Below are 21,184 nucleotides of genomic sequence, written 5' to 3' on the forward strand. Positions count from 1 at the left end.
CACCGCGGACACGGGCGCCCGGGGGATCTCCGCCGTCGTGGTCCACAAGGACACCCCCGGCCTGTCCTTCGGCCCCAACGAGAAGAAGATGGGCTGGCACACCCAGCCCACGCGCCAGGTGATCTTCGAGGACGTCCGCGTGCCCGTGGCCGACCGCCTCGGCGAGGAGGGCGACGGCTTCCGCATCGCCATGAAGGGCCTCAACGGCGGCCGCCTGAACATCGGCGCCTGCTCGATCGGCGGCGGCCTGGCCGCCCTGGACAAGGCCACCCGCTACCTCAAGGAGCGCAGCGCGTTCGGCGAGCCGCTCACCACCAAGCAGGCCCTCGTCTTCGAGCTGGCGGACATGTCCGTGAAGCTGGAGACCGCCCACACGATGCTCATGCGCGCCGCGGACGCCCTGGACCGCAACGACCCGGACACCGTGCGCCTGTGCGCCATGGCCAAGCTCGTGGCCACCGAGTCCGGCTACGAGGCCGCCGACACCGCCCTGCAGCTGCACGGCGGCTACGGCTACCTGCACGAGTACGGCGTGGAGAAGCTCGTCCGGGACCTGCGCGTCCACCGGATCCTCGAGGGCTCCAACGAGATCATGCGCATGATCGTGGGTCGCGGCCTGATCGGCTGACGCCGGGGGGCCCGCACGGTCGCCCCCACAGCACGGCGCCCCGCGGTCACCACACGTGACCACGGGGCGCCGTCCGTCGGGGCGGGCTCAGCCGAGCTGCAGCGGGTCCACCCCGGTCACGGGCTCGAAGTGCCCAGCCACGTCCTCGGCCGAGACGTCCTCGAGCCGGGCCGGACTCCACGCCGGATCCTTGTCCTTGTCCACGAGCAGCGCACGGATGCCCTCGGCCATGTCCGGCTCGCGCATCAGGTGGGTGCCGATCGTGAACTCCTGACGCAGCGCGTCGGCCACGGTCAGGTCCGCCCCGCGTGCGGCCAGCCGGCGCTGGGCCTCGTGGGCCACGGCGACGGCGGTCGGGGACTTGGTGCGGATGGCCTCGGCGGCCTGCCCCGCGGCCTCGGCATGCTCCCCGCCCGCGGCGGCGCGCTCGTCCAGGGCGGCGAGGACCTCGGCGGCCGACTCCCGGCCGTAGGCGTCCTCGATCCACTCCCGGCCGGCCACCAGCGCGGACGCGGGCCGTGCGTCCTCGGCCACCGCGAACCGGGCCAGCACCTCGTCGGCGGCGGCGAAGGCGGCCTCGTCGCGCCCGCCCGCGTCCGCGGCCGAGCCGAGGGCGCCGAACGCCGCGGCGAGGGCCTGCTCGAGCTCGTCCAGCCGGGCGGACTCCACGAAGACGTCCGCCAGACCCAGGGCCACCGCGTCGGAACCGGAGGCGTGCGCCGAGGTCGCGGCCAGGTGCCGGCCCGCCTGGAAGGGTGCGCGGGCGAGGTGGAAGGAGCCGCCGACGTCGGGGGTGAACCCGATCGCCGTCTCGGGCATGCCGGCGCGGGTCCGCTCGGTGGCCACGCGATGCGAGCCGTGCGCGGACACGCCCATGCCGCCGCCCAGGACGATGCCGTCCATGAAGGCCACGTACGGCTTGGGGTAGGTGGCGATGCGCTCGTTCATCGCGTACTCGTCGCGGAAGAACTGCTCGGCCTCCGCGAACCGCCCGGCCAGGAGCGAGGAGCGCAGGGAGACGACGTCACCGCCGGCGCACAGTCCCTTCTCCCCGGCGCCGCGGATGAGCACGCCGCGCACGGCGGGGTCCGCGGCCCAGTCGGTCAGGGCCGCGTCGATCGCCCGGACCATGTCCTGCGTCAGCGCGTTCAGGGCGCGCGGACGGTTCAGCGTGATGCGGCCGAGGCCGTCGCGGACCTCGAGGAGCACCTCGTCCGCCGCGCCGTCCTGCCCAGCCGCGGGGGCCGTCGTCGCCGTGGTCTGCGCGTCGCTCATCGGTGCTGCCACCCCGCCTCGCGCTTGGCCGTGAACGCGTCCATGCCCTCCTTCTGGTCCGCCGTGGCGAACGCGGAGTGGAACACGCGGCGCTCGAAGGCGATGCCCTGGGCAAGCGTGGTCTCGAACGCGGCGTTGACGGCCTCCTTGGCCATCCAGGAGGCCGGCTTGGACTTGGACGCGATGGTCGCGGCCACCTCCAGCGCCTCCTCGAGGGCCTTCTCGTCGGCCACCACGCGGGAGACGAGCCCGATGCGCTCGGCCTCCTCGGCCCCGATCATGCGGCCGGTGAGGATCATGTCCATGGCCTTCGCCTTGCCCACGGCGCGGGTCAGGCGCTGGGAGCCTCCCATGCCGGGGATGACGCCGAGGTTGATCTCGGGCTGGCCGAACTTCGCGCCCTCGCCGGCCACGAGCACATCGGCCATCATGGCCAGCTCGCAGCCGCCGCCGAGGGCGTAGCCGGTCACGCACGCCACGATGGGGGTGCGGGCACGGGTGAGCCCGTCCCAGCCGGCGAACCAGTCGGCCGCGTACATCTCGGAGAACTCCTTGGTGGCCATCTCCTTGATGTCCGCGCCGGCGGCGAACGCCTTGGGGGAGCCGGAGAGCAGGATCGCCCCGATCTCCGGGTCGGTGTCCAGCTCCTGCACCGCCGCGACGACGGCACGCATCGTCGCCTCGTTCAGCGCGTTCAGGGCCTTCGGCCGGTTCAGGCGGATGTGGCCGACCCGGCCCTGCCGCTCGACGATGATCGGCGACTCGGCGCCGTCCGGGGTGGTCTGCTCGCTCATGCCTCGCTCCTGTCCGTGTGTGATGCTCGGATGTCCTCGATGATGCCGGAAAAGTCGCGGGCGGCGCCTTCTCCGGCGGCGTACTCGGCGTATTTGGCCTGCGCGAGGCGGCCCAGGTCGGCCGCCACGCCCTGCTCGTCCAGGGCCGCGAGCGCGAGCCCGAGGTCCTTGGCCATCAGGGCGCCGGCGAAGCCGGGCTGGAAGTCCCGGTTCGCGGGGGAGCCGGGGACGGGGCCGGGCACCGGGCAGTTGGTGGTCAGGGACCAGCACTGCCCGGAGGCCTTGCTCATCACGTCATACAGGGCCTGGTGCTGCAGGCCCAGGCGCTCGCCCAGGACGAAGGCCTCGGCGACGGCGATCTGCGTGACCCCCAGCACCATGTTGTTGCAGATCTTCGCGGCCTGGCCCAGGCCGGCGGCCCCGCAGTGCACGATCCGCGCGCCCATGACCTCGAGCAGCGGCAGCACCTCGGCGTACACCTCGTCCGAGGCGCCCACCATGAAGGCGAGGGTGCCGGCCTCGGCGCCCACCTGGCCGCCCGAGACCGGCGCGTCGGCCGCCCGCATGCCCGCCGCCTCCGCCGCCGCGGCCGCCTCGCGGGCCTCGGCGACGTCGATGGTCGAGCAGTCCAGGAACACGGTGCCGGGCCGGGCGGCGGCGAGCAGGCCGCCGTCGCCGTCCTCACCCCGGTAGACGTCCAGCACCAGGCGTCCGTGGGGGAGCATGGTCAGCACGACGTCGGCCTCCGCGGCCGCCGCGGCCGTGTCCGTGACGGTCTCGACGCCGGCCGCGCGGGCCTTCTCGAGGGCCTCGGGGACGAGGTCGAAGCCGAGCACGCGGTGACCCGCGGCGGCGAGGTTGGCGGCCATGGGGCCGCCCATGTGGCCGAGGCCGAGGAACAGAACGGTGGTCATGGGGTCCTCCTGGTCAGGACGGGCTGCGGGGCGGTCAGGAGCCGGCCGGCATCACGAAGCTGGCGCCCTCGCGCACGCCGGAGGGCCAGCGCGTGGTGACGGTCTTCGTCTTGGTGTAGAACTTCAGCCCGTCCGTGCCGTGCTGGTTCAGGTCGCCGAAGCCGGAGGCCTTCCAGCCGCCGAAGGTGTAGTAGGCGATCGGCACGGGGATCGGCACGTTCACGCCGACCATGCCGGTGTCCACGCGGGTGGAGAAGTCGCGGGCGGCGTCGCCGTCGCGGGTGAAGATGGCCACGCCGTTGCCGAACTCGTGCTCGTTCACGAGCGTGAGCGCCTCCTCGTAGTCCTTCGCGCGGACCACGGAGAGCACCGGGCCGAAGATCTCCTCGCGGTAGATGCTCATCTCCGGGGTGACGCGGTCGAACAGGGTGGCGCCCACGTAGAAGCCGTCCTCGTGGCCCTCGACGACGACGCCCCGGCCGTCCTCGACCAGGTCGGCGCCCGCCTCGACGCCGGCCGCGATGTAGCCCTCGATGCGCTCCTTCGCGTCCTTCGAGACGACGGGGCCGAAGTCCGAGGACGCCTCGAGCGACGGGCCGACCCTGAGGTCCTTCACGCGCTCGCGGAGCAGTGCGATCAGGCGGTCGGCGGTCTCCTCGCCGACCGGGACGGCCACGGAGATCGCCATGCAGCGCTCGCCGGCGGAGCCGAAGGCGGCGCCGACCAGGGCGTCGGCGGTCATCTCGAGGTCCGCGTCCGGCATGACCACGGCGTGGTTCTTGGCCCCGCCGAAGCACTGCGCGCGCTTGCCCATGCGGCCGGCGTGGGCGTAGATGGACTGCGCGATCGGGGTGGAGCCGACGAAGCCGACGGCCTTGACGCGCGGGTCCTCGATGAGCGCGTCCACGGCGGCCTTGTCGCCGTGCACCACGTTGAGGGCGCCGGCGGGCATGCCGGCCTCGAGGGCCAGCTCGGCCAGGCGCACCGGGACGGAGGGGTCGCGCTCGGAGGGCTTGAGGACGAAGGCGTTGCCCGCCGCCAGGGCGATGCCGGCCTTCCACAGCGGGATCATCGCCGGGAAGTTGAAGGGCGTGATGCCCACGGCCACGCCGAGCGGCTGGCGGATGGAGTGCACGTCGATGCCGGTGCCCGCGTCGGCGGTGAACTCACCCTTGAGCAGGTGCGGGGCGCCCGCGGCGAACTCCACGACCTCGATGCCGCGCTGGATGTCGCCCTGGGCGTCCGGGAAGGTCTTGCCGTGCTCCTGGGCGAGCACGGTGGCCAGCTCGTTCATGTTCTCGTTGATCAGGTCGACCCAGCGCAGCAGGATGCGGCCGCGGCGCTGCGGGTTCAGCCTCGACCACGCGGCGAAGCCCTCCTCGGCGGAGGCCAGGGCGGCGTCGATCTCCTCGGCGGAGGCCAGCGGCACGCGCCCCGCCACGCCGCCCGTGGCCGGGTGGTAGACGTCGCCGTGCCGGCCGGAGGCGCCTTCGCGCCGCTCGCCGTGCACGAAGTGGGGGATCACGGGGGCGGTCTCGGTGGGCGCGGTCTTCTCGGACATGGGGGCTCCTCGCGGGTCCAGGCGGAAGGGCGGACGTCGGTGGGCGCCGCCCACGGCGGGCGGGGCGGGCCCGGCCGTGCGTGTGATCTGGGTTACTCATCCGCTAATCTAAAATGAGAACGTAGGACATGCAACTATCGAACTCGGGGGGTATCCCGAGGAGGAAGGGAGGGTCCGCCCATGGACCTGTCGAACCAGAGCGCGATCGTCACCGGCGGGGCCTCGGGCCTCGGCCATGCCACCGCCCGCCGTCTGGCGGACGCGGGCGCCGCCGTCGTGGTGGTGGACCTGCCGGACCGCGAGGGCGAGACCGTCCGCGCGGACGCTGTGGCCGCCCTCGGTCCCCGTGCGCGCTTCGTGACGGGCGACGTCACCGCCGAGGACACCGCCCGGGAGGCCGTGGCCGCCGCGCTGGAGGCCGGGCCGCTGCGGGTGCTGGTCAACTGCGCCGGGGTGGCGACGCCGGGCAAGCTCGTGGGTCGCGACGGGCCGCTGTCCGCCGAGGTGCTGAGCCGGGTCCTGGCGATCAACGCGGTCGGCACCGTGTCGATGATGGCCCAGGCCGCCGCCGCGATGAAGGCGCAGGAGCCGCTCGGCGAGGACCGCGGCGTCATCGTGAACACCGCCTCCGTGGCGGCCTACGACGGGCAGATCGGCCAGATCGCGTACTCCGCCTCCAAGGGCGCCGTGGTTGCGCTGACCCTGCCCGCGGCCCGCGAGCTCGCCTCCTCGCAGATCCGCGTGGTCACGATCGCCCCCGGTCTGATGGAGACGCCCATGATGGCCGGCCTGCCCGAGGCCGCCCGCGAGGCGCTGTCCACCAAGACCCCGCATCCGGCCCGGCTCGGCCGACCCGAGGACTACGCGCTGCTCGTCGAGCAGATCGTGTCCAACCCGTTCCTGAACGGCGAGGTCATCCGGCTCGACGGCGCCGTGCGCCTCGAGCCCCGCTGAGCCGGACGGTCCGGAGGCCGGAGGGCGCGTCAGGAGGAGGTGTGCTCCGCCGTCGCGGGCGCGCCGGCGTCGGGGCCGTCGGCCTGGAAGTCGCCGGCCTCGGCGCGGAACCGGCCGAGGACGTCGATGAGGGTGTCCACGTCCGCCGGGTCGAAGCCGGAGCGGCCGAAGACCTCTGCGTTGAGCGTCTCCGTGGCGGCGACGGCGACGCGCCGGCCCTCGTCCGTGAGGGCGAGCACGAGCGCGCGGCGGTCCGACTCGTGGGGGGTGCGCTCCACCAGCCCGGCGGCCTCGAGCCGGTCCACCGCATTGGTCACCGAAGTGGGGTGGACCTGCAGGAGCGCGGACGCCTTGGACATCCGCATCCGCTTCTCGCGCGAGAAGTTCAGCAGCGCCAGCAGCTCGTACCGCGCGAAGGTGAGGCCGTAGGGCTTGAGCGCGGCCTGCGTACGACCCAGCAGGATCTGCTGGGCCCGCATGATGGAGGTGATGGCGGCCATCGGGCGGGCGACGTCACCCCATCCGTGACGCTCCCAGTTCCGGGCGGCCTCCCGGATGGGGTCCTGGGCGAGGGGTGGCTTCTTCATGGCGCTCCAGACTAGCGGCGCACCGGGGGTCCCCCGCCACCGCCGGACGAGGACGGGGCGGCGGCGAGGAACGGCCCGGTCAGCGCTGCAGGTCCAGGTCCTCTTCGCGGAACTCGGTGCCGTAGCCGTCCGGAGCGGCGCCCGTCTGGGCGCGCTCGACCTCGGCCTTGCGCAGCTCCACGCGGCGGATCTTGCCCGAGATGGTCTTCGGCAGCTCGAGGAACTCGATGCGGCGGATGCGCTTGTACGGGGGCAGCTGGGTGAGCGTGAACTGCAGGATCGCCCGGGCGGTCTCCGCGGTGGGCTCGTGGCCCGGGGCGAGGGTGACGAAGGCCTTCGGCACGGCCAGGCGCAGCTCGTCCGGGGTGGGGACGATCGCGCCCTCCATCACGGCCGGGTGCTTGACCAGCACCGACTCCAGCTCGAACGGGGACACCTTGTAGTCCGAGGACTTGAAGACGTCGTCCGCGCGGCCCACATAGGTCAGCACGCCGTTCTCGTCGCGGCGGGCGATGTCACCGGTGTGGAACACGCCGTCGCGGAACACCTCGTCCGTCTTCTCCTGGTTGCCGTAGTAGGACTTCAGCAGGCCCACCGGACGCGGGTCCAGGCGCAGGCAGATCTCGCCCTCCTCGGCCTCCTGGCCCGTGAGCGGGTCGAGCAGGGTGACGTCCATGCCGGGCAGCGGGCGGCCCATGGAGCCGATGACGACCTTCTGGCCCGGGGTGTTGGCGATCTGCAGGGTGGTCTCGGTCATCCCGAAGCCGTCGCGGATCGTGGTGCCCCACGCCTTGTGCACCTGGTCGATCACCTCGGCGTTGAGCGGCTCGCCCGCGGAGATGGTCTTGGTCGGCGGGGTCGTCAGCTGCGCCAGGTCCGCCTTGATGAGCATGCGCCACACGGTGGGCGGGGCGCAGAAGCTCGTGACGCCGTAGCGCTCCATGTTGGCCATCAGGGCCGCGGGGTCGAACTTGCGGGCGTTGTGCACGAAGATCGTGGCCTCCGCGATCCACGGGGCGAAGAAGTTGGACCACGCGTGCTTGGCCCAGCCCGGGGAGGCCACGTTGAGGTGCACGTCGCCCGGCTCCAGACCGATCCAGTAGAGCGTCGTGAGGTGGCCGACCGGGTACGAGGTGTGGGTGTGCTCCACGAGCTTCGGCTTCGAGGTGGTGCCCGAGGTGAAGTAGAAGAGCAGCGTCTCGTCGGCGGGGGTCGGCTCGGCCGGGGTCAGCTCGGTGGCGGCGTCGGCGGCGTCGTCGTAGGAGAGCACGGTGTGGCCGGCGACCTCGGGGGCGCGGCGCGCCGGGCCCTCCGCGAAGACGCCCGGCACGTGCACCAGGTGCAGGCCCTCGCCGACGCCGGCGAACTTGGCCAGGTCCTCGGCGCCGGCCACGGCCCACGCGGCGCCGGCGCGCGTCACGCGGTCCTCGAGGTCCCCGGAGGTCATCTGCGTGGTGGTGGGCACCATGACCACCCGCAGCTTGATGCAGGCGAGCATGAACTCCCACAGCTCCACCTGGTTGTTCAGCATCAGGATGAGGCGGTCGCCGCGGCGCAGGCCCTGCGCGGAGAGCCAGTTCGCCACCCGGCTGGAGGCCGCGGAGAGCTCGGCGAAGGTGCGTTCGGTGCTGCGCCCGTCGTCCTCGGCGATGATCAGCGCCGGCACGTCCGCGCGGGCCGGGTCCTGGGCCAGGCGGTCGAACCAGTCGAAGCCGAAGTTGAAGTGCTCGAAGCGGGGCCACTCGAACTCGGCGCGGGCGCGCTCATAGTCGGTCTGGCACTCGACCAGCAGGTCGCGGGCCGCGCGGAACACCTCCGTCGGTGACGGGGCGGCGACGGCGGTGGGGTCCTGGACGGTCATGGGTCCCTCCTCGGGATGGCTGCTGAACGGATCCTTGGCCGGGGGCCTGTGATCTGGAACACTACTGGCAGACCTGGATAGTTGGAAGTCCTACAGTCGGATTCGCGGCGAAACCGCCCGCCGTCGTCGGACCGCCCCCGAAGGAGAGCCATGACCGCCATCGCCGACCGCCCCGTCCCCGACTCCGGCGCGCCCGCCGCCCCTCCCGGCCTGCCCCACGTGGACCTGCTCCGTCTGCGGGACCGCCTCGAGCCGGCCGAGCGTGCCCGGCTCGACGCGATCGAGGACCACCTGCAGACCCGCGTGCGGCCGCACCTGACCCGGTATTGGGACGCCGAGGAGTTCGCGTTCGACCTGCTGCCGGGCCTGGCCGAGCTGGGTCTGGGACGCCTCGTCCTGGACGGCTCGTCCTCGCTGTTCCAGCAGCTCGTGCACGCGGAGATCGCCCGTGTGGACCTGTCCCTGTCCGCCCTCGTGGGCATCCACAACGAGCTCAACCTCGGCATGATCGCCGGCCTGGGCTCAGAGCGTCAGAAGGCCACGTGGCAGGGGCGCCTCGAATCCTTCGACGCCCTGGGCGCGTTCTGCCTCACCGAGCCGGACCACGGCTCGGACATCGCCGGAGGCCTCGCCACCACCGCCACCCGCGACGGCGACGAGTGGGTCATCCGCGGCGCCAAGCGCTGGATCGGGGCCGGCACGATCGCCGACGTCGCGCTCGTCTGGGCGCGCGACACCGCCGACGGCGAGATCAAGGGCTTCGTGGTGCCCACCGACACCCCCGGCTACGAGGCCACCAAGATCAGCGGGAAGATGGGCCTGCGGATCATGCAGAACGCGGACATCACCCTGGACGTGCGCCTGCCCACGGACGCGATCCTGCCCGGCGCCACCACCTTCGCCGCCACCCGCGCCCTGCTGCGCGACTCGCGCATGTGGGTCGGCTGGCAGGGCGTCGGCGCGCAAATGGGCGTGCTGGACGTGCTGCGCTCCTACGCGCTGCGGCGGCAGCAGTTCGGTCGCCCGCTGGCCGCGTTCCAGCTGATCCAGGCCCAGATCGCCGAGGTCGCCGGCAACCTGGCCGCCTCCGCCGGGATGATGCTCCAGGTGGACGCCCTGCGGCAGGAGGGGCGGATGGAGATGATGCACGCGGCGATGGCCAAGGCCACCTCGACCCGGCTGGCCCGGTCCTCGGCGGCGCTCGCCCGCGACGCCCTCGGCGGCAACGGCCTGCTCACGGAGCACGAGATCGCCAAGATCATGGGGGACGTGGAGGCCATCTACTCCTACGAGGGCTCCTACGGCATGAACACCCTGATCGTGGGGCGTGCCCTCACGGGCGTCTCGGCCTTCGTGTGAGCCACGCGTCCTGCAGGTCCTGGATCAGCGGGCGGTGGGCGATGAGCAGCAGCACGCCGGCCACCGGGATGACCACCTCGAAGCCCAGCCAGAGGTAGCCGGCCGCGCCCGCCACCCCGCCCAGGAAGAACAGGGCCACGAGCAGCGCCAGCAGTCCCACGCGCCGCGGTTCCCCGACGACGGGGGCCGCGGCCGCGGGCGCGTTGCGGTACAGGATCTTGCCGAGCTCGACGCCGATGTCCGTGACCATGCCCGTCACGTGCGTGGTGCGGATCGGCCACGCCCCGATGCGGGTGATCAAGGCGTTCTGCAGGCCCATGGTGAAGCACAGCACGGCCACCACGACCAGCGGCCGGTGCGCATCGCGGACGTGCTCGGCGAGCAGGCCGAACACCAGCATGCCGACGCCCTCGAGCAGGAGGATGTTGGCGTAGCGCGAGCGGAGGCCGTTGACCCGGCCCCAGTTGAACACCAGCGCGCAGACGACCGCGCCCAGGATGAACATGGCCAGCGCGAGCAGGCCCGTGCCGACCAGACCCGGGGCGTGGAGGACCGCCGCGTCCGCCATGGACGCCACGATCCCCGTCATGTGGGACGTGTACGTGGCCACGGCGACGAAGCCCACGGAGTTGAGGATCCCCGCGATCGCGGTCAGCACCAGCGCCAGGTGGGTGTTGCGGCGCACGGTGCGCTCGGGGGCGCACAGGTTGAGCACCCCGCCACCCTACGACCGGACGCCGCCGTCGGCGCCGACGCGGGAGGCGCTGTCGTCGACGCCTCCCTCACCGTGCCCGGGCTCAGTAGCTGGAGTAGCCGTCCTCCGACAGGGTGTGCTTCTCGTCGCCGGTGATGGCGGGGTTGAACACCGAGATCAGGTGCATGTCCTCGGTGCCGCCGCGCAGGTCGTGCGGCTCGTGGTCCGGCAGGACGTAGATGACACCCGGCGTGATCTCGTGGACGGTGCCGTCCGGCTCCACCACGGAGCCGTTGCCCGCGATGCAGTAACAGGCCTCCTTGTGGTTGCGGTACTGGAGCTTCGAGGACGATCCGGCGCGCACGATCGTGTGGGCGACGGCGAAACCCATCTCGTCCTTCGCGGTGATGAGGCGTTCGGAGGTGCCTCCGCCCCACTCGACCTTCTCGACGTCGTTCCGGCTACGGGTGTACATGGCGTTCCTTTCGGCGAGCTCTGCGGGTCGGGCAAAGGGCCGTAGCCCTGGCTCCATCGTAGGGATGCCCGTCTCAGACCATAAGGGGCAACACGTGGGGGCTCATATGGGATGAAATAGTCCAGATCCACTATGATGTGCATCATACCCGGCATACGCTTCATCTTGACCCATGCGGGCCGGAGATGGAGGAGACGCGATGGCAACGCAGGCGAGGGATGGCCGGTTCTCCAATGAGGTGTTGCCCCAAGACGAGAGGCCTAGTCGTTTCGGTCCGGGGCTAATCATCGCCGCGTCCTTCATCGGGCCGGGGACCATCACAACCTCCATCGTTACCGGAGCCGAGCAGGGATTCGTCCTGGCCTGGGCTGTCGTCTTCTCAATTTTGGCCACCATCGTCTTGCAGGAGATGTCGGGACGGTTGGGCCTCGCGACCCGCATGAGTCTCGGACACGCTCTGCGCGAGGTGTTCTCCTCGGTGCCGGCACGACTTGTCATGGCGATCCTCGTCGTCGCGGCGATCGGCATCGGAGGGGCGTCCTACGCCGGTGGTGACACAGTCGGCACCGCCCTCGCCTTAACTAGTGTGACCGGACTCAGTCAGCCCGTGGTCGTCATCGGGATCGTCCTCACGATCGGCATTCTGCTCTGGACAGGCAGCTACAAACTGATCGAGCGGGTGCTGACCGTCATGGTCGGGTTATTGGGGCTGCTGTTCATCGTCACTGCAGTCCTAGTTCAGCCTCCGATCGGCGACCTCTTGATGGGCATGTTCATTCCCCGGCTGCCACCCGGCACGGCGTTGCTGGCGGTCGCACTGATCGGGACCACCGTGGTCCCTTACAACCTCTTCCTGCACGCGAGTTTGGTGCAGGAGAAATGGGGGCCGGGTCTGGATTCGCGGGAATCTCTCCGAGCGGCGAGAACGGACACGGCGGTGTCGATCTCCGTCGGAGGTGTAATCACTCTGGCCGTGATGGCGACGGCGTTCGGTGGGATGTACGTCAAGGGCATGCAGGCCGAGACCGGTCGGGACCTCGCCTCCGCCCTGGAACCCCTCCTCGGGGACGCGGCTGGCTGGGTGTTCGCGGCGGGCATGTTCGCGGCCGGGTTCACGTCCGCCGTAGCTGGCCCGCTCGGCGCGGCGTACGCGATTGCCGGCACACTGGGCCAGGACACCGATCTGCGCAGCGTCCCTGCTCGCATCGTGTGGGGCGCAGTCCTTGCGATCGGTGCCCTCATTGCCCTGACGGGAACGAATCCCACGGAGGTCATCGTCATCGCACAGGCGGCGAACGGGCTTCTCCTGCCCATCGTGGCCGTATTCCTGATGGTCGTGATGAACAGTCGTCGGCTGATGGGCTCGCATCGGAACGGCCCACTGGCCAACGCCCTGGGAGGGCTTGTCTGTCTTGTCGTCATCGGGCTCGCGGTTTACCAGCTGGGCGGGCTTGCCGGGCTGTGGGATTGAGGCCCGGCGATGACGCGCGCCGCCGAATGACGTCCCTTACCGACTGTCGTGAGCCGACGGCATGCGACTGAGTCATTCCTCCCGTCACCCGTTTCCTGAACGAAAGCGCTTCGACACGCCGCCGTTTCATCAACGAAAGACCTCGACACGCCCCGTCCGGCCCCTCCCGGTCGCCCTGTGACGCGGCCTACACGTGTGGGATACTGGCGGCACGCCGCATGCCCCGCGCGGGAGAGCGTCGGCGCGCGTCCTGCCCCGGCCGGCCGCGTGAGCAGGCCGCCGAAGGAGCAAACCCTCCCCGGGAATCTCTCAGGCATCCGTACCGCGTGGGGTCAGGCGCTCTGGAAAGCGTCTCACTCCGTCGCGCCCGCGTCCGGACCGAGACCACCGACGGTGCAAGCCGCCCACCCGGGCGTCGGAAACTCTCAGGTCCATGACAGAGCGGGGAGGAGCAGACCCACGCCGTGACCACGGCAGGATCCCCCCGGAGGTACCCCGTGACCAGCCCCCAGACCACCGAGAGCACGACCGCGCTGCCCCACGAGCGCGTCGAGCCCAAGGACACCGCCTCGGCCCCCTTCGTGGCCCGCCACATCGGCCCGCGGCCCGCGGACGTCGAGCACATGCTGCAGACCCTGGGCTACGACTCGCTCGAGGCCCTCGTGGACACCGCCGTCCCCGCCGGCATCCGCCAGCCGAAGCCCCTCGAGCTGCCCGCCCCGCTGACCGAGTCCGCGGTCCTGGAGCAGCTGCGCGAGATCGCCGGCCGCAACGTCATGAAGACCCAGATGATCGGGCAGGGCTTCTCGGACACCGTCACCCCGGGCGTCATCCTCCGCAAGGTGCTGGAGAACCCGGCCTGGTACACGGCCTACACGCCGTACCAGCCGGAGATCTCCCAGGGCCGCCTCGAGGCCCTCCTGAACTACCAGACGATGGTCCAGGACCTCACCGGCCTGGACATCGCCAACGCCTCTCTGCTGGACGAGGCCTCCGCCGCCGCCGAGGCCGTGCTCCTCATGCACCGTGCCAACCGTCGCAGGACCGACGGCGTCACCCTCCTCGACGCGGACCTCTTCCCGCAGACCCTCTCCGTGGTGCGCCTGCGTGCCGAGGCCGTGGGCATCGACGTGCGCGTGGCCGACCTCTCCGCAGGCATCCCGGAGGACGTCCGCGCCGAGGTCGAGGAGAAGGGCCTGTGCGGCGTCGTGCTGCAGCAGCCCGGCGACTCCGGCCGCATCCACGACCACGCCGCCGTCATCGCGCAGGCCAAGGAGGCCGGCGCCCTCGTGACCGTCGCGGCGGACATCCTCTCCCTCGCCCTGATCACCCCGCCCGGGGAGCAGGGCGCGGACATCGCCGTCGGCTCCACGCAGCGCTTCGGCGTGCCCCTGTTCTTCGGCGGCCCCCACGCCGCCTACATGGCCGTGAAGGAGGGCCTGCAGCGCAGCATGCCGGGCCGCCTCGTGGGCGTCTCCTACGACGACGCCGGCAAGCCCGCCTACCGCCTCGCCCTCCAGACGCGCGAACAGCACATCCGGCGCGAGAAGGCCACGTCCAACATCTGCACCGCCCAGGCGCTGCTGGCGATCGTCGCCTCGATGTACGCCGTCTACCACGGCCCCCAGGGCATCGCCCGCATCGCGCGCCACGCCCACGCCCAGGCCGTCCGCCTGGCGGAGGCGCTGCGGGCCGGCGGCGTCGAGGTCGCCGAGGAGCACTTCTTCGACACGATCACCGTCCGCGTGCCCGGCCGGGCCGAGCAGGTCCTGAAGGCCGCCGAGGAGAACGGCGTGAACCTGCGCCTGGTGGACGCGGACACCCTGCGGATCGCGGCCGATGAGACCACCGTCGACGCCGACCTCGTGGCCGTCCTGACGGCGTTCGGCCTGGACGCGGGCTCTCTGCCGGCCTCCGCGCACGAGGGCGCCGTGGCCACCCCGGCCGTGCCGGAGTCGCTGCGCCGCTCCTCCGCGTTCATGACGCACCCGGTGTTCAACACCCACCACTCGGAGACGAAGATGCTGCGCTACCTGCGCCGCCTCTCCGGCTACGACCTGGCGCTGGACCGCACCATGATCCCGCTGGGCTCGTGCACCATGAAGCTCAACGCCACCGCGGAGATGGAGGCCATCTCCTGGCCCGAGTTCTGCTCCATCCACCCGTTCGCGCCCGACCACCAGACCGAGGGCTGGCGGTTCCTGATCGCGGACCTGGAGTCCAAGCTCGCCGAGATCACCGGCTACGCGGGCGTCTCGGTGGCCCCGAACGCCGGCTCGCAGGGTGAGTTCGCGGGCCTGTGGGCCATCCGCCAGTACCACCTGGCCCGCGGCGAGGGCGAGCGGGACATCTGCCTGATCCCGGCCTCCGCCCACGGCACCAACGCGGCCTCGGCCGTGCTGGCGGGGCTGAAGGTCGTCGTCGTCGCCACCGCCGACGACGGCACGATCGACGCCGCCGACCTGGACGCCAAGATCGCGGCCAACGAGGGCCGCATCGCGGCCATCATGATCACCTACCCCTCCACGCACGGCGTGTACGACGCCGACGTCAAGGAGGTCTGCGCCACGGTGCACGCCGCGGGCGGCCAGGTGTACATCGACGGCGCCAACCTCAACGCGCTCGTGGGCCTGGCCCAGCCGGGCGAGTTCGGCGGAGACGTCTCCCACCTGAACCTGCACAAGACGTTCTGCATCCCGCACGGCGGCGGGGGCCCGGGCGTGGGCCCCGTGGCGGTGGGCGAGCACCTGGTGCCGTACCTGCCCTCCCGCGAGGCCCTGATGACCGCGGCCCCGCACGGCTCGGCCGGCGTGCTGCCCATCTCCTGGGCCTACATCCACCTGATGGGCGCCGAGGGCCTGCGCTCCGCCACCGCGCACGCGCTGCTGGGCGCCAACTACATCTCCCGCCGCCTCGCGCCCCTCTACCCGACGCTGTACACGGGCAACGACGGCCTCGTGGCGCACGAGTGCATCCTCGACCTGCGCGAGCTCACGGCCCGCACGGGCGTGACCGCCGAGGACGTGTGCAAGCGCCTCATCGACTACGGGTTCCACGCCCCCACCCTGGCGTTCCCCGTGGCCGGCACGCTCATGGTGGAGCCCACCGAGTCCGAGGACCTCGAGGAGATCGAGCGGTTCATCGAGGCGATGGAGGCCATCCACGCCGAGATCACCGCCGTCACCCCGGAGACCGTGGCGGACTCCGTCCTGCGTCGCGCCCCGCACACCCTCAACGTCCTGATGGCCGACGAGTGGGATCGCCCCTACTCGCGCGCCCAGGCGGGCACGCCGGTGCCGAGCCTGCGTCTGGACAAGTACCTGCCGCCGGTGGGCCGCATCGACGGCGCCTACGGCGATCGCAACCTCGTGTGCTCGTGCCCGCCGCCCGAGGCGTTCGAGGGCGCCGTGGCCGACACCGCCGACGAGGACTGAGAGGATCACCCCCATGAGCGATTCGACGCGCAACTCCCCGCTGCACCCGGTCCACGAGGCCGCGGGCGCCACGTTCACGGACTTCGGCGGCTGGAACATGCCCCTGAAGTACGGCTCCGAGCTGGCCGAGCACAAGGCCGTCCGCACCTCCGCAGGCCTGTTCGACCTCTCCCACATGGGCGAGATCCGGGTCACCGGCCCGGAGGCCGGGGCCATGCTGGACCACGCCCTCTCGAGCGTGCTCTCCACGTTGAAGCCCGGCCGCGCCAAGTACGCCCTGTGCCTGACGGACGCCGGCACCGTCCTCGACGACACGATCGTCTACCGGATGGACGACGGCGAGGCCGGCTCCGAGCCCGACTACCTGGTGGTGCCCAACGCTGGCAACATCGCCGCGGTCCACACCGCCCTGAACCAGCGGGCGTCGGGCTGGGACGCCGTCGTCGAGGACGAGTCCTCGACCACCGCCCTCGTGGCCGTGCAGGGCCCGCAGGCCGAGAGGATCCTCGCCCGGGCCATGCCGGAGGCCGCGGCGCAGCTGGCCGAGCTGAAGTACTACGGCCACCTGACCCTGACCGTGCCCACGGACGCCGGTGACGTCATCGCCGTCGTCGCCCGCACCGGCTACACCGGTGAGGACGGCTTCGAGCTGTTCCTGCCCGCCGCCTCCACCGCCGAGGCCGGCGACCGCGGCTCCGCCGTGTGGAACACGATGCTCTCGGCCGCGGACGAGGCGGGCGTGGAGCTGACGCTGTGCGGGCTCGCCTCGCGGGACTCGCTGCGCCTCGAGGCGGGCATGCCGCTCTACGGCAACGAGCTGGACACCGGGCACCAGCCGCACGCCTCTGGCGTCGGCTTCGCGGTGCCCGCGAGCAAGGAGGCCGACTTCGTCGGACGATCCGCGCTGGTCGGCAGGGACGACGTCGAGGAGGTCCTCGTGGGGCTGCAGGGCGCGGGTCGGCGTGCCGCCCGGCACGGTTACGCCGTGCTGGACGAGTCCGGCGAGCGGGTGGGCGAGGTGACCTCGGGCGCCCCCAGCCCGACCCTCGGACACCCCATCGCCCTGGCCCGTGTCCGCCGCGACGTGGCCGCCGAGGGCACGTCCCTGCAGGTGGACCTGCGCGGCCGCGGCGAGCCGTTCACCGTGGTGGCCACGCCGTTCTACCGCCGGGAGCGCTGAGCCCGACGCAGCCGTCCCTCGGCCCGCCGCTCGGCGGTCCCGGGGCCCTTCGCTAGACTCGGGCTCCGGGCCGTCGTCGCGGCCCCCCGTCCCGCCGTCCACCTGCAGGAAGTCCGCATGACTCACGTCGCCGCCCGTGCCCGGGTCCCCCTGAAGGGGCTGCTGGTCTTCCTCGCCGTCGCCGCCGTCCTGCTCCTGCTGGGCATCGTCACCGTCCTCCGCGGCGTGGCCGCCGACGCCGCCCGCGTGGACATCGTCACCGTGCTGGACGGCAACACCGTGGTGGTGAACCAAGGCGGCACCGAGCGGACCGTGGTCCTCGCCGGCGTCACGAGCGCGGGCCGCAACCCGGAGGGCCTCAAGGTCGGCCCCAACCTCTGCATGGGGGAGGAGTCCTACTCCTGGCTGCGTGATCGGCTCCCGCAGGGGGCGACCGCGAGCATGACCACCTCGGACGAGGGCGCGCCCGAGGGGATGGAGAGCGCGGTCATCTCGATCGGCGGCGGCACCGTCAACGTGGCCATGGCGGAGGCCGGCATGGCCGCCCCCACGGAGGTCGCCGTCGGCAAGCGCCTGGCGGAGGAGATCGCCCAGGCCAATCAGGAGGCCGTGGGTCGCGGCGTGGGGCTCTACGACATCGAGGAGCCCTGCACGTACCAGAACCGGCTCTACGAGGCCCAGTTCGCCCTGGAGCAGATCCCGGAGGACGCGGAGGCGTCCCTGACGAAGATCGACGAGCGAGCGGTGGAGTACGCGGCCGGCCTGGACCAGGTGCGCCTGGTGCAGCAGGAGATCCGGGCCCTCGACCCGGAGAACGGCACGTTCGCCGACCTCGCCTACGGGCCGGCCAAGGAGTCGCTCCTGGCCGAGGCGGACCCGGTGGTGGAGCACGGGATGCAGGTCCTGAAGGACCTCAACACGCGGCGCAACGAGATCGCGGCCCGTGGCTGACCCCGCCGCGCTCAGTCCAGGGCGAGGGTGACGAGCCCGAGCTGGGCCGCCCGGATGATCAGCTGGACGCGGTCGCGGACCTCCAGCTTGGCCATGATCCGCGTGAAGTTGGCCTTGACCGTGGACTCGGAGACGAAGAGGTTCGCGGCGATCTCCGGGTTCGACTGACCCCTGGCCAGCAGCCGCAGCACGCCCAGCTCCCGCTCGGTGAGGTCGGAGCCGTCGGGGCTGCCGGGCTGCACCGAGGTGGGGCCCACCGTCGGCCGGTCCCGCTCGATCGAGGCGAGCAGCTTGGTCGCCACGGCGGGGGAGAGCACGGACTCGCCGCGATGGACGGCCTGAATGGCGCCCAGGATGGCCGGCGGCTCCGCGTCCTTGAGGAGGTAGCCGCCCGCTCCGGCGCGCAGGGCCGGCACGAGGTAGTCCTCGGACGTGAACGTGGTGATCGCCAGGACCCGGATCGCGGGGTGGGTGTCCTTGATCCGGCGTGTGGCCTCCACCCCGTCCATCAGGGGCATCTGCATGTCCATCAGGACCACGTCCGGCTCGATGGCGGCGCACGCCTCCACGGCTTCGACGCCGTTGGCGACCACACCCACGCAGGTCATGCCGGGGGCAGAGTCGACGAGCACGCGGAGCGCGCCGCTCATGAGCGGCTGGTCGTCGGCGATCAGGATGCGCAGCTCTTCGGACACGCAGGTCAGCGTAACCGGTGCTGTGGCGCATGCCACCTTGTCGGCGTCGGGGCGAGGCCGGGGTGCCCGCCGGCCGTCATCTGCGCCATGCCGCGGCGCGGCCTGTGCGCGGCGTGCACCATTTGTGACGGGCGTCATACATACTGGGGCCATGAAGACTCGCGCTCTCCTCGCTTCCGCTCTCCTTCTCGCCTCCACCCTCGTCGGCGCTCCGGCCGCCGCCGCCTCGGCGGCCTCGGCCGAGGACGACGTCGTCACGACCCTGGGCCTCGGCAAAGGCACTGCGGAGTGGACGTGCCGCCACTTCGGCATCTGGTGCGACTGACCCCGGGGCGGTCCGCCCCCGATGCCTGATTCGAGCCCATCGACCCCCTCCGTCCGGAGCGGCGCGCCCTCCCGGGCGCGCCGCTCTTCGGCGTGGCGTCAGGCGCGCAGCCTGCGGTGGCGCGCGTTCTGGGCCGCGGCGCCGCTGAGCCGCGTCTATCTCGCCTTCGGGTCGGCGTTCCTGCTCGCCTCGACCGCGTCCGACATCGGTCTGTTCGGCCCGGGCCACGGCGCCATCCCGGTCCTGGACGGGATCGCCATCGCGTCGGCGACCAGCGCCTTCCTCGCCCAGTGGTGGCGCAGCACGGTGGGCTTCGCCCTGCTCCTGCCCGGGGCCGTCGCGACCGTCGTCGGCGGTTCCGAGGTGCTCTTCGCCGTCGTCGCGCCCGTGGTCCTCGGGGCCGTCGCGGCGACCGCCCGTTCCTGGGGGTTCGTCGTCACGGCCGCCGTCCTGGCACTGACCTGGGGCGTCGCCCAGCCGTTCGCGGTGGGTCAGTCGAACGCGACGTGGTTCATCCTGCTGCTCATGTCCATGGGCCTCGGCGGCGGGCTCTTCATCCGCGAGAGCCTGACCCGGCGGGAGCGGGACCGCCGCCGGGTGTTCGAGGCGGAGGAGCGGGCCCGGCTGGCCGCCGAGGCCGAGCGTCGCTCCCTGGCCCGCGACCTGCACGACGTGGTCGCGCACAACCTCACGATCATCTCGATGCAGGCCCGGACGGCACGCTACCTCGGCGCCCCGGAGGCGGCTCAGGGCGTGCTGGATGTGGTGGGCGACTCCGCGAAGGACGCGCTGCGGGACCTGCGGCGCATGCTCTCCATCCTCCAGGAGGACGGGATCGTGGACCCGAGCGGTGAGCCGGGCGCCGCGGGGGGCGCGGACGGGGCGACGTCCGCGGATCCGGTGCTGTCCGTGGCCCAACTGGCCGAGGAGCTGCGCAGTCTCGGCATGACCGTGGAGACGGACGTCCGCTGCGACCAGAACGCGATGCCGATCTCCGTGCGCTCCACCCTGCACCGGGTGCTCCAGGAGGCCACCACGAACGTCGCCAAGCACGCCGGCGAGGGCGCGCGCGTGTGCATCGAACTCCGCGACGCGGGGCCGGACGTGGTGCTCGAGGTGGAGAACACCGTCACCGAGCGGTCCGGCCCGCCGCAGTGGAACTCCTCCGGTGTGGGCCTGAACTCCATGCGGGATCGCGTGGCCACCTTCGGCGGCACGATCGAGGCCGGGCCGGGGGGCTGGGGGTGGCGGGTGCGCGCGGTGCTCCCCAGGTCCGTCTGACGAGGCCGACGCCGTCGCAGCGGCGGACCAGACCCATGTGACCTGCATCACATCAGGGCCCGAAAGTCTGCACCTTCCGCCACTGTCGGGGGCGCCGTCGTCCCTCCTAGAGTGGGTCATGCCCCATTGAGACGGTGCACAGTGCGAATCACGAGCCGGGATACATGCCTGAGGGGATGCGGGCCCCGGACGCGGTTCCGAGAAGGACGATGGCCATCCGGCCATCGTCCTTTCTCGTTGTCGGGCGTGCTCAGGCCGGCTCGGCGGGCGACGGCTCCGGGGTGACCGTGCGGACGAGGGGACGGGCCGCCGTCCGGCCCAGGGCCATGAGCACGGCGGCCGGGAAGCCGATCACCGGGATGAGCATCGGCAGGATGCCCGCCGCGCCCTGCGTGAGCACCACCAGGCCGTAGAGCATGCCGATCAGCGCGTACGCCAGCACGTGGACCCACTGGTTGAGCACGTGCCGGAACGCCCAGTTCACGAGCAGGCACAGCGGCAGCCCCACCACCAGCCCGGCGACCCCGACCACCGTCAGCAGCGGTGTCAAGCTGCCGAAGGCCTGCAGGCCCGGGACCACGGCCAGGATCGCCACCACGGCGGCCATCACGAGGTTGGGCAGCAGCCAGGCCACGAGGAACCCGTTCAGTCCCATGCGCAGCTGCGGGCGGGGGCCGGAACGGGCCGCGCGGCGACGGGCACGGGCGGCGGACGCGACCGGGGCGGGGGTGGTCATGGCGGGAAC

At 72.0% G+C, this 21,184-nt stretch carries 19 protein-coding genes and 1 riboswitch; of the genes, 9 read left to right on the forward strand and 10 right to left on the reverse strand.

The features are described from left to right. Positions 1-628 (forward strand): acyl-CoA dehydrogenase family protein (locus J1M39_RS10540; protein WP_274607837.1); only part of this gene is annotated, 628 nt, incomplete at its 5' end. 87 nt (positions 629-715) lie between these two features. Here J1M39_RS10540 and J1M39_RS10545 read toward each other — a convergent pair. From J1M39_RS10545 to J1M39_RS10560, 4 genes are read right to left on the reverse strand one after another with little or no spacing between them, the layout of a single operon-like run. After that, positions 716-1,903, reverse strand: coding sequence for an enoyl-CoA hydratase/isomerase family protein (locus J1M39_RS10545; protein ID WP_144818580.1), 1,188 nt, complete (start codon positions 1,901-1,903; stop codon positions 716-718). Continuing rightward, entirely contained in the window at positions 1,900-2,697 is a 798-nt protein-coding gene (locus J1M39_RS10550) for an enoyl-CoA hydratase (protein WP_036316152.1), read from the reverse strand. The genes J1M39_RS10545 and J1M39_RS10550 overlap by 4 nt, the downstream gene beginning before the upstream one ends. Then, positions 2,694-3,611, reverse strand: a complete 918-nt coding sequence (gene mmsB, locus J1M39_RS10555; protein ID WP_041102792.1) for a 3-hydroxyisobutyrate dehydrogenase — start codon at positions 3,609-3,611, stop codon at positions 2,694-2,696. Before mmsB ends, J1M39_RS10550 begins: the two co-directional genes overlap by 4 nt. Positions 3,612-3,645: 34 nt before the next feature. Next, positions 3,646-5,172 carry a CoA-acylating methylmalonate-semialdehyde dehydrogenase gene (locus J1M39_RS10560; protein ID WP_101967244.1) on the reverse strand — a complete coding sequence of 509 codons (1,527 nt, stop codon included), beginning with the start codon at positions 5,170-5,172 and terminating at the stop codon, positions 3,646-3,648. Between the two features lie 180 nt (positions 5,173-5,352). Here J1M39_RS10560 and J1M39_RS10565 point away from each other — a divergent pair, with 180 nt between their 5' ends. Next, entirely contained in the window at positions 5,353-6,126 is a 774-nt protein-coding gene (locus J1M39_RS10565; protein ID WP_070708774.1) for an SDR family NAD(P)-dependent oxidoreductase, read from the forward strand. 29 nt (positions 6,127-6,155) lie between these two features. Here J1M39_RS10565 and J1M39_RS10570 read toward each other — a convergent pair whose 3' ends face one another. Then, complete coding sequence (locus J1M39_RS10570) at positions 6,156-6,713, reverse strand: MarR family winged helix-turn-helix transcriptional regulator (RefSeq protein ID WP_070708773.1); 558 nt, start codon at positions 6,711-6,713, stop codon at positions 6,156-6,158. Between the two features lie 79 nt (positions 6,714-6,792). After that, positions 6,793-8,574: an AMP-binding protein gene (locus J1M39_RS10575; RefSeq protein ID WP_070708772.1), complete on the reverse strand. Its 1,782-nt coding sequence runs from the start codon at positions 8,572-8,574 to the stop codon at positions 6,793-6,795. A 150-nt stretch (positions 8,575-8,724) separates the two neighbouring features. Between J1M39_RS10575 and J1M39_RS10580 the strand changes: the two genes are divergently transcribed. Further along, complete coding sequence (locus J1M39_RS10580; protein WP_070708771.1) at positions 8,725-9,933, forward strand: acyl-CoA dehydrogenase family protein; 1,209 nt, start codon at positions 8,725-8,727, stop codon at positions 9,931-9,933. Here the strand turns inward: J1M39_RS10580 and J1M39_RS10585 are convergent. Further along, positions 9,908-10,648: a YoaK family protein gene (locus J1M39_RS10585; protein WP_036383960.1), complete on the reverse strand. Its 741-nt coding sequence runs from the start codon at positions 10,646-10,648 to the stop codon at positions 9,908-9,910. The two genes, J1M39_RS10580 and J1M39_RS10585, sit on opposite strands and share 26 nt — an antisense overlap. Positions 10,649-10,730: 82 nt before the next feature. Continuing rightward, positions 10,731-11,102, reverse strand: coding sequence for an ectoine synthase (locus J1M39_RS10590; RefSeq protein ID WP_036338798.1), 372 nt, complete (start codon positions 11,100-11,102; stop codon positions 10,731-10,733). A gap of 199 nt (positions 11,103-11,301) precedes the next feature. On the opposite strand from J1M39_RS10590, the gene J1M39_RS10595 reads away from it, so the two are divergent. The 4 genes from J1M39_RS10595 to J1M39_RS10610 all read left to right on the forward strand — a co-directional run bounded on the left by J1M39_RS10595 (position 11,302) and on the right by J1M39_RS10610 (position 18,138). After that, a complete protein-coding gene (locus J1M39_RS10595; RefSeq protein ID WP_080694971.1) occupies positions 11,302-12,573 on the forward strand; it encodes an Nramp family divalent metal transporter in 1,272 nt (423 codons plus the stop codon). Positions 12,574-12,791: 218 nt separating this feature from the next. Then, positions 12,792-12,908, forward strand: a riboswitch (glycine riboswitch). 162 nt (positions 12,909-13,070) lie between these two features. Beyond that, complete coding sequence (gene gcvP / locus J1M39_RS10600; RefSeq protein ID WP_206496764.1) at positions 13,071-16,007, forward strand: aminomethyl-transferring glycine dehydrogenase; 2,937 nt, start codon at positions 13,071-13,073, stop codon at positions 16,005-16,007. Between the two features lie 13 nt (positions 16,008-16,020). Next, positions 16,021-17,187 carry a glycine cleavage system aminomethyltransferase GcvT gene (gene gcvT / locus J1M39_RS10605; protein ID WP_100056587.1) on the forward strand — a complete coding sequence of 389 codons (1,167 nt, stop codon included), beginning with the start codon at positions 16,021-16,023 and terminating at the stop codon, positions 17,185-17,187. Between the two features lie 117 nt (positions 17,188-17,304). Continuing rightward, the gene (locus tag J1M39_RS10610; protein ID WP_020624816.1) at positions 17,305-18,138 is read left to right on the forward strand and encodes a thermonuclease family protein; all 834 of its coding nucleotides are present in this window, start codon (positions 17,305-17,307) and stop codon (positions 18,136-18,138) included. Between the two features lie 11 nt (positions 18,139-18,149). Here the strand turns inward: J1M39_RS10610 and J1M39_RS10615 are convergent, their stop codons facing one another. Beyond that, positions 18,150-18,833, reverse strand: a complete 684-nt coding sequence (locus J1M39_RS10615; protein WP_206496765.1) for a response regulator — start codon at positions 18,831-18,833, stop codon at positions 18,150-18,152. Positions 18,834-18,984: 151 nt separating this feature from the next. Between J1M39_RS10615 and J1M39_RS10620 the strand changes: the two genes are divergently transcribed. Further along, a complete protein-coding gene (locus J1M39_RS10620) occupies positions 18,985-19,158 on the forward strand; it encodes a hypothetical protein (protein WP_002856694.1) in 174 nt (57 codons plus the stop codon). A 21-nt stretch (positions 19,159-19,179) separates the two neighbouring features. Continuing rightward, positions 19,180-20,439 (forward strand): sensor histidine kinase, encoded by a 1,260-nt coding sequence (locus J1M39_RS10625; RefSeq protein ID WP_036341142.1) that lies wholly within the window; start codon positions 19,180-19,182, stop codon positions 20,437-20,439. A 250-nt stretch (positions 20,440-20,689) separates the two neighbouring features. Here J1M39_RS10625 and J1M39_RS10630 read toward each other — a convergent pair. Then, positions 20,690-21,184, reverse strand: a 495-nt coding sequence (locus tag J1M39_RS10630) for a hypothetical protein (RefSeq protein ID WP_241254118.1), incomplete at its 5' end; no start/stop codon positions are given.

This window comes from Micrococcus sp. KRD077 (genome assembly GCF_017168505.1).
Taxonomy (GTDB): domain Bacteria; phylum Actinomycetota; class Actinomycetes; order Actinomycetales; family Micrococcaceae; genus Micrococcus; species Micrococcus luteus.